General features: G+C 36.9%; 9 protein-coding genes and 1 pseudogene. 7 read left to right on the top strand and 3 right to left on the bottom strand.

What is annotated here, in order from left to right; all coding sequences use genetic code 11:
• The 7 genes from ABYK33_RS11830 to ABYK33_RS11800 all read left to right on the top strand — a co-directional run.
• On the top strand, positions 1–646 hold a 646-nt coding region (locus ABYK33_RS11830; protein WP_373033439.1), incomplete at its 5' end, for a DapH/DapD/GlmU-related protein.
• 1 nt (position 647) lies between these two features.
• Positions 648–1,892 (top strand): bifunctional phosphopantothenoylcysteine decarboxylase/phosphopantothenate--cysteine ligase CoaBC, encoded by a 1,245-nt coding sequence (coaBC, locus tag ABYK33_RS11825; RefSeq protein ID WP_373033438.1) that lies wholly within the window; start codon positions 648–650, stop codon positions 1,890–1,892.
• Positions 1,885–2,571: a di-trans,poly-cis-decaprenylcistransferase gene (locus ABYK33_RS11820; protein ID WP_373033437.1), complete on the top strand. Its 687-nt coding sequence runs from the start codon at positions 1,885–1,887 to the stop codon at positions 2,569–2,571. Before coaBC ends, ABYK33_RS11820 begins: the two co-directional genes overlap by 8 nt.
• The gene (locus ABYK33_RS11815) at positions 2,571–3,317 is read left to right on the top strand and encodes an A24 family peptidase (protein ID WP_373033436.1); all 747 of its coding nucleotides are present in this window, start codon (positions 2,571–2,573) and stop codon (positions 3,315–3,317) included. The genes ABYK33_RS11820 and ABYK33_RS11815 overlap by 1 nt, the downstream gene beginning before the upstream one ends.
• A complete protein-coding gene (locus tag ABYK33_RS11810) occupies positions 3,271–4,329 on the top strand; it encodes an LptF/LptG family permease (protein WP_373033435.1) in 1,059 nt (352 codons plus the stop codon). The genes ABYK33_RS11815 and ABYK33_RS11810 overlap by 47 nt, the downstream gene beginning before the upstream one ends.
• Positions 4,330–4,339: 10 nt before the next feature.
• On the top strand, positions 4,340–5,062 hold the full coding sequence (gene truA, locus ABYK33_RS11805; RefSeq protein ID WP_373033434.1) for a tRNA pseudouridine(38-40) synthase TruA: 723 nt from the start codon (positions 4,340–4,342) through the stop codon (positions 5,060–5,062).
• A gap of 69 nt (positions 5,063–5,131) precedes the next feature.
• Positions 5,132–5,488, top strand: coding sequence for a cytochrome c (locus ABYK33_RS11800; protein WP_373033433.1), 357 nt, complete (start codon positions 5,132–5,134; stop codon positions 5,486–5,488).
• Between the two features lie 19 nt (positions 5,489–5,507).
• Here ABYK33_RS11800 and ABYK33_RS11795 read toward each other — a convergent pair whose 3' ends face one another.
• The 3 genes and pseudogenes from ABYK33_RS11795 to ABYK33_RS11785 form a co-directional block, all read right to left on the bottom strand.
• Entirely contained in the window at positions 5,508–6,275 is a 768-nt protein-coding gene (locus tag ABYK33_RS11795) for a DUF2231 domain-containing protein (protein ID WP_373033431.1), read from the bottom strand.
• Positions 6,276–6,366: 91 nt separating this feature from the next.
• Positions 6,367–6,801 (bottom strand): protoporphyrinogen oxidase HemJ, encoded by a 435-nt coding sequence (gene hemJ / locus ABYK33_RS11790; protein WP_373033430.1) that lies wholly within the window; start codon positions 6,799–6,801, stop codon positions 6,367–6,369.
• A 2-nt stretch (positions 6,802–6,803) separates the two neighbouring features.
• Positions 6,804–7,680 (bottom strand): annotated as a pseudogene (locus tag ABYK33_RS11785) (hypothetical protein); the annotation flags it as partial.

The following is a 7,680-nucleotide window of genomic DNA, read 5'->3' as shown; positions in this document are numbered from 1 at the left end:
GTTTAAAGGTGTGAATTCTAAGCTTGACCTTGCTCATGCAGAAGAGATACTTCAAAGACGTATTAAAACGGAGTGGATGAAAGCTGGTGTTTCTATGCGTTTACCAGAGACCATTTACATCGACTCAAGAGCCACCTTTGAAGGTGAATGTATGTTGGAAAATGGTGTGAGTATCCAAGGTGCTTCACATATCATTGCTTCACACATTAAAACGCACTCTGTCATTGAAGATGCACATGTTGAAAATTCGGATGTAGGACCTATGGGTAGAATCAGACCAAATACTAAGCTTATCAACACACATATCGGTAACTTTGTTGAAGTAAAGAAATCAACACTCACTGGTGTAAAAGCGGGTCATCTTGCCTACATAGGGGACGCTACTGTAGATGAAGGTTCCAACATTGGTGCTGGTGTCATCACCTGTAACTACGATGGTAAAAACAAATATCAGACTATTATTGGTAAAAATGTATTTGTAGGTTCAGATACACAACTTGTTGCCCCTGTAATCATAGCAGATGATGTTATGATCGCAGCAGGAAGTACCATAAACAAAAATGTAGCACAGGGTGAACTTGCTATTTCAAGAGCGCCAATGAAAACCATCAAAAACTTCTTTTATAAATTTTTTGGAGAGAAATAAGATGCAAGTTGATTTAACCGGGAAGTCTATACTTTTAGGTGTAACAGGAAGTATCTCTGCCTATAAGGCTTGCGACTTGGCACGTCTTTTTGTAAAAGCTGGGGCTTCTGTACATGTAGTTATGAGTCCTTCAGCCCAACGCTTTGTATCCTCACTGACTTTTGAAGCCCTTACACGTAATCCTGTTTTAACTGAAGAGAGCGAATCTTGGGCTAGTGAGCTAAATCATATAGAGTTGGGTAAAAAGTGTGATATTTTTATCATTGCTCCTGCAACTGCCAATACTATTAACAAAATTGCACAAGGTATTGCTGATAATATTTTAACCCAAACTGCATTGGCATTTAAAGACAAGATCCTCATTGCTCCTGCAGCCAATACGCAGATGCTTGCGAAAACTGCTACATGCAATGCCATTACATTTTTACAAAAAAATAACTATGACATGATTAACCCGCAGGATAAACTCCTTGCTTGTGGAGATGTTGGAAGTGGTGCACTGGCAGAACCAACAGAAATATTTTTTGAAGTTGCAAAAGCATTATATAGTGATCCATTTTGGGAAAATAGACCTGTCATTGTAACGGGTGGAGGAACACGGGAAAAACTAGATGAAGTACGCTATATATCGAACTTTTCGTCTGGGAAAATGGCCAAGTCACTCTGTGTCGCACTCTATTTAAGAGGAGCAGATGTATCCTATATTTCTACTATGGGGTTTGAAGACCTGCCATCAGCTATTAATACTATAGAAGCCCATGATGCCAAAGATATTTTAGATGCCACACAAACATCTGTTAAAAACGTCACCACAGATAAGCATACTCTGAAAATGGCCTATTTATTTATGGTAGCAGCCATCGCAGACTTTACACCAAAATCGCCACAGAGCGGTAAACTTAAAAAATCCGAACTTGGGAATACATGGAACATTGAACTCAAACAGACAACCGATGTGCTAGCAACTATAGACAAAAGTGCTATCAAAACAGTGGGCTTTAAAGCTGAAATGGATACAAAAAAGGGATTAAATAATGCCGTTTCACTTTTAGATAAAAAGGGAGTAGATGCTGTATGTTACAACCTTTTAAAAGATGCCAAAAGTTTTGGTGGTAATGAAAATGAAATTACATTTATTACTAAAGATACACAAATTTCTTTAGGCCGTGCAGATAAGCTCACTCTCTCTGGTAAGATATTGCATGAATCAAAAAAACTCATCCATAAAGAAGATATAAATGTCTAAACATATTTTAAAACATCTCGCTATTATTATGGATGGCAATGGAAGATGGGCTACAAAACGAGGCCTCAATCGTACTAAAGGTCATGAAGAGGGAGCAGAGATAATTCGTGAGATCACTACATGTTGTGCGAACCATCCAACTATAGAGACCACGACTTTCTATGCATTTAGTACAGAAAACTGGAAGCGACCTAAATTAGAAGTCGAGTTTCTCATGAAAATGTTAGATAAATACCTCAAAAATGAACTTACAACCTATCAGGAACAAAATATTCGTTTCCAGGCGATTGGAGATCTTAGTTCATTTTCAAAATCTTTACAAAAACGCATCAGAGAGACAGAAGAACTGACTAAAAGCAATACAAGTCTCACACAAATACTTGCACTCAACTATGGTGGTCGTGCGGAAATAACCCATGCGGTCAATACCCTCATCAAACAGGGTAAATCACGTGTTACAGAAGAAGATATCTCATCTGCATTACAAACACCCTATAGCGATATAGATCTACTCATACGCACCAGTGGTGAAGAACGTGTTTCCAACTTTTTACTCTGGCAACTAAGCTACGCTGAATTGTACTTTACACCTACACTTTGGCCTGATTTTACATCCGAAGAGATGCTTGAAATTATAGAAAATTATCAACAACGTACCAGACGTTTTGGAGGAATATAATGCCAGAAACCATTTTAATAGAAATAGCTATTATCGTATTTATCTTTGGAGCAATGATCGGTTCCTTTTTAAATGTCGTCATCTACCGTATACCAAAAGGGGAAAGTATCGTCTTTCCTGCATCCAAATGCCAAAGCTGTCAAAATAGTTTGAAATGGTGGCATAATATCCCTATCTTCTCATGGTTATTTTTGAGAGGAAAATGTTATTTTTGTAAAGAAAATATATCTGCACAATACCCGATAGTTGAATTGCTTACAGGCGTCATCTTTGTTGCACTCTATTTCAAATTAGGATTGGTCTGGTATCTACCTTTCATTGCTGCTTCATTTGCTGCATTGTTTGCGCTTGTGATGATAGACTTCAAATATATGGCAGTACCTGACAATGTAAACTTTGCTGCACTTGCTTTTGCCATTGTGCAACCTGAATTCCTCATGGCACTTCTCTATGCAAGTATCGCAGCGGGTGGACTTTACCTTATAGGCTTACTCTCTTCGCTCCTTGCCAGAAAACAGGCTATGGGTGGTGCTGATGTCATCGTAGCTGGTACTATGGGTGCACTACTTGGATTTCCAAACTTTTTTGTCGCACTCTTCCTATCGGCCCTGTTAGCTATGATACCTGCACTCATTTGGAGGGAAAAAGGAGTACCTTTTGTCCCTTTCTTAGCCTTGGCTACCTTCATCGTGTACCTCTATGATACACAGGCCACTCAACTTTTGGAAACTATCATCTATGGTTAATGTAAAAGGGTATATATCATCAAATTTCACAAAGTCCTTCTTGACGATATTTCTACCATTTTTCATTATTATATCTCTCGTATTTTTGGTGAGAATATCTGCACTGACATCTAAGATACAGATCGACATTCAAGAACTGCTCTTACTTTACAGTTATTCTATACCAGAAATTATTTTTTATACGCTACCTCTCTCTTTTGTTGCTGCTTTGGCAAATGTCCTCATCAATCTTTCTCAAGCCAATGAACTCATAGCACTCTACGCACTTGGTCTGAAATCAAAAAAGATACTCAGAAGCTTACTGCTTCTTGGTCTTCTTTTCTCACTCCTATTAGCTACCATCTCCTTACTCGCTATGCCTCTGAGTAAACAATTCTATAAAGCTTTTAAAGAAGAAAAGAGAAGTGAAGCAAAACTAAATATTGTTCCAGGAGAGTTGGGTCAAAAGTTTGGAAACTATTATATGTATGTCAAAGATAAAACAGATGATACCTTTCATGATATCGTCATCTATAATCGTACAAATAAAGCAGATGAACAATTCTTCTCATCTCAAACAGGTCAAATTAACCGTAATGCAAATGTGACTTCTTTACTTCTGCATAAAGGATATGCTTATACTTACACAGACACAAAACTACAACAAGCAGAATATGAAACAGTAGAAGTCTTTGATAATTCACCAAAACGAGGGTTTCAATTTAAAAGTGTCGTATCATACTGGAGCGATGTACCAAAAGACATAAAGTTAATGCGTAGAATGATATTTTTTATTTTTATAAGTCTCATCCCATTACTTTCAGTTTATCTTGTTGCTTCTTTTACTATGATAAACCCGCGCTATCAATCGAACCGTTCATTTTTAGTTATCTTTATTACTACACTATTCTTCTATATGATCGCATCTTCTTTGGAAAAATGGGGAACTCCTCTTGTCTTAGTCATAGCCGTTGTTATCGTTGCGATACTCGGTCAATGGCTCTTTAAAAAACGTGTATCCAAGTACTTCTAATGATCAAGATATGCGTGTAAAAGCAGTCATAAGTTATGATGGTAGTCAGTATCAGGGCTTTCAAAAACAAAGATCTACAAAAATGACCATCACTACTGCCATTGAAGAGGCACTTTCCTCTTTACAGATACACTCACCTATCGTTGGAAGTGGAAGAACTGATGCCGGGGTACATGCCACATGCCAGGTCATACACTTTGACCTGCCCAATTTCTGGACTGACCTGGAGAAACTCAAACTCAATTTAAATCGAAAGTTAGCAGATATTTCTTTTAAACATATCTCTCTTGTAAGCAATGATTTCCATGCACGATTTTCTGCTAAAAAAAGAGTCTATCGATATGTATTTAAAACACATAAACCTTCTGTATTTGAACAAAAATATGTTTCATATTATCAAGAATTCAACCCTGATTTACTGGCCAAGGCACTCAAAACATTTGAAGGAAAACATGATTTTAATTTTTTTCATAAAACCGGTACTGTGACGCATACCACTGTCCGGGAAATCTCTCGTACAGATCATGTTGAACGTAATGGCTATCACTTCATCTATTTTCAAGCCAACGGATTTCTACGTTCTCAGGTACGTATGATGGTGGATGCTGCCATGTTATGTGCAAAAAACGAAATGACCCTGGCACAACTTCAGGAACAATTGAAATGTCAAAAGAAGCACACCACTAAACTTGCCCCTCCAGAAGGACTTTATTTGGCAAGAATCATCTATTGATGATTCTTTTCATTTTCCATCCACATTTTTTAGTTAAAATGTCATGATATTACAGTAAGGACATATACTTTGAAAAAAATCTTTATTTTTACTACCTTATTATTATTATTTTCTCATGCCAATAGTGACATGGAAGCTCTATATCTTAAAAATGCTTGTAATAGCTGCCATGGAATGTATGGTGAAGGTATGGGGGCATCACCAAGATTACAGGGAGTACGTGAAGATGTATTACTTAGAAGACTAAAAGACTTACAACAAGGAAAGCCCCGTTCTGCCTTTGGTACAGTAATGGTATCATTTGCTAAAGCACTTGATGAGAACCAAACCAAAGAGATGGCGAAGTATCTTTCAAATCTAAAAACAAAAGTGGATGATGATCGATATGATATAGAGTATGAACCCGCCGGAGATGGCGGATCGTAAGTCCTGAAAATTCAGGTTTTTAGTGTGTAGCGATCTGAGGTTGTACCATTTCTTCTGGCATACCCTCAACCTTTAGTGTTTCTACTGCTTCTTTTACCTCAGGAACTACTTCTTCTTCTACTTTCATTTTTACACTTTCAGTCACTGTTTCCTGGATCATTTCCACAGGTGTCGTTCCTTCTGGTGTTACAGACACAGCATCTACTTCAACTGTCTCTGTCTTCTCTACTTCTATAGATACTTCTGTTTTCTCTGTTGCTTCTTCAAGCTCCTCTTTTAAGTCAAAGAGTTCATCATCCAGTACCTTCACTTGCTCCACATTCATACCATACTTATAGACAAGTTCTCCACCCTCTTTTCCTTGTTCAAATATACCTGCAACAAATGCAATGAGAATTAAAAGATATAAACCTTTTATAATACCTTTTCCTGTGATCATAGCGAGTAACTTAAACAATAATACCACACCTGATGCCAACATCAAATATGTTCCTAAAAGTTTATGCTCAGAAAGTGCTTCTTTCGCAGCTTCAGTTAATGCAGGATACGCTTCTTTCCCATCCACTAGTCCTGTAAAGTAAGCCCCAACAGCTGCGATAACAGTTAAAAGAATCAAAAAGAAAGAAACACCACCGACTGCTTTTTTCTTCATGATCAGATTCATAAGCTCTAACAAGAGGATCACTACAGGTAAAGCAATAATAAAATGGTCTACTAAAGGGTGTAATAAAACTGGGATATCGAACGGAAGTTCTACTTTTGGTAATGTGATAGCTGGTAATTCCATACTATTTTCCTTTTTTATTTATATATTTTTCATACTAAAGCTTCAATCTACACCTAAGCTTATATTAGTGTCAGATTATAACACAAATGCATTAAAAGGGTTTGACCACCACCATGATGACAATAAATATCATAAGCAGTGTCGGTACTTCATTATAGATCCTTAAGTACTTGCTGCTTTTATAATGTGGATTAACTATAAGCGTTTTTCGAATACTGTCTAAAGAGAAATGATACGCAATAAGAAAGGCAAGAAACAGTAATTTTGCATGCATCCAACCGCCACTTGAAAAAATGCCTGAATTTAAATAAAGCATCACTGCACCAGAGATGATAGTCGCCCACATTGCCGGTGCGCCTATGTATTTAAACAGTTTATACTCTTGAATCTCTACGATCTCTGTAAATGCTTTAGTATCAGCATTTTCACGATGATAGATAAACAGTCTTGGCAAGTAAAACAACATTGCCATCCAAGAGACAAAACTCATTACATGAAACGCCAAAATCCAACTATAATACTCCATATTTACTCCAATATCTCAAAATCTTTTTTACTGTAGATCACTAACTGTAATTTCTTATAATAACCAAGATGTGCATAGTGTATCTTTAGCCGACTTCCATTTGGAGGCGTAAGTTTCTTCTTTTTAAAATAGATGAGGATTTTCCACCCATCAACATAAAGATACTTATTTTCATACACTCCCACGATATCTTTGAAAACTTCATTTTGTCTAGATACGATCTTATCAGACAGATCTCTTTGTTTCAGAAAATAGTCAGATATATTTTCTTCACCTTTATCCTGCAATACATACACATGTGTTAATTCTTTTAACCCTTTATAGGCTTTCATAGCCCGCACAAGAAGATCATATTTCCTACCCACTTCCAATGTTGTTGCACAGCCATATAGAAAAACACCTCTTCCCTCTTTTGACTGTTTGATAATAGCATTTCCTTTATGCTTCCAGATTACTACAGCATCGTGAAGAAGCACTTCATTTTCCAAGACCTCTTTTGTATAGAAGTATTCTATATTTTTTGTAACTCGTTTTGTCTGCACAGCTACTTTATCTGCACCCGGTACATAAGGTTTTGTATCAAAATAAGCATAAAGTGGCAAATGATCAGAGTATCCTTTCCCTCTGTGTTTTCCTTTTTTATACTCCCACCTGTTGATATATCCGTGTTTTGTAAAAAGATATGCTCTTTTAAATACTTTAAAAGAGTTATTGACATATTCTATGCCCTTTTTATCAAAGAGAGTGGGTGGCAAAAGGATGTGGTCAGCTGTGCCTTTTTTACCGTAAAATTTTGTATTCCATCTCTGTTCGAGCTCTAACTCTTTCCATAGTGTATAGTGAAACCCACTAAGATTTTGAAGCATATCTGGCTCCGTT

Source organism: Sulfurovum sp., from assembly GCF_041562805.1.
Lineage (GTDB): Bacteria > Campylobacterota > Campylobacteria > Campylobacterales > Sulfurovaceae > Sulfurovum.
This window is presented reverse-complemented; position numbering and strand designations above follow the sequence as displayed.

What these genes read in the sequence shown, in the direction of transcription:
- coaBC (WP_373033438.1), top strand. Translation starts at nt 648, where the DNA reads ATGCAAGTTGATTTAACCGGGAAGTCTATACTTTTAGGTGTAACAGGA.
- ABYK33_RS11820 (WP_373033437.1), top strand. Translation starts at nt 1,885, where the DNA reads ATGTCTAAACATATTTTAAAACATCTCGCTATTATTATGGATGGCAAT.
- ABYK33_RS11815 (WP_373033436.1), top strand. Translation starts at nt 2,571, where the DNA reads ATGCCAGAAACCATTTTAATAGAAATAGCTATTATCGTATTTATCTTT.
- ABYK33_RS11810 (WP_373033435.1), top strand. Translation starts at nt 3,271, where the DNA reads ATGATACACAGGCCACTCAACTTTTGGAAACTATCATCTATGGTTAAT.
- truA (WP_373033434.1), top strand. Translation starts at nt 4,340, where the DNA reads ATGCGTGTAAAAGCAGTCATAAGTTATGATGGTAGTCAGTATCAGGGC.
- ABYK33_RS11795 (WP_373033431.1), bottom strand. Translation starts at nt 6,275, where the DNA reads ATGGAATTACCAGCTATCACATTACCAAAAGTAGAACTTCCGTTCGAT.
- hemJ (WP_373033430.1), bottom strand. Translation starts at nt 6,801, where the DNA reads ATGGAGTATTATAGTTGGATTTTGGCGTTTCATGTAATGAGTTTTGTC.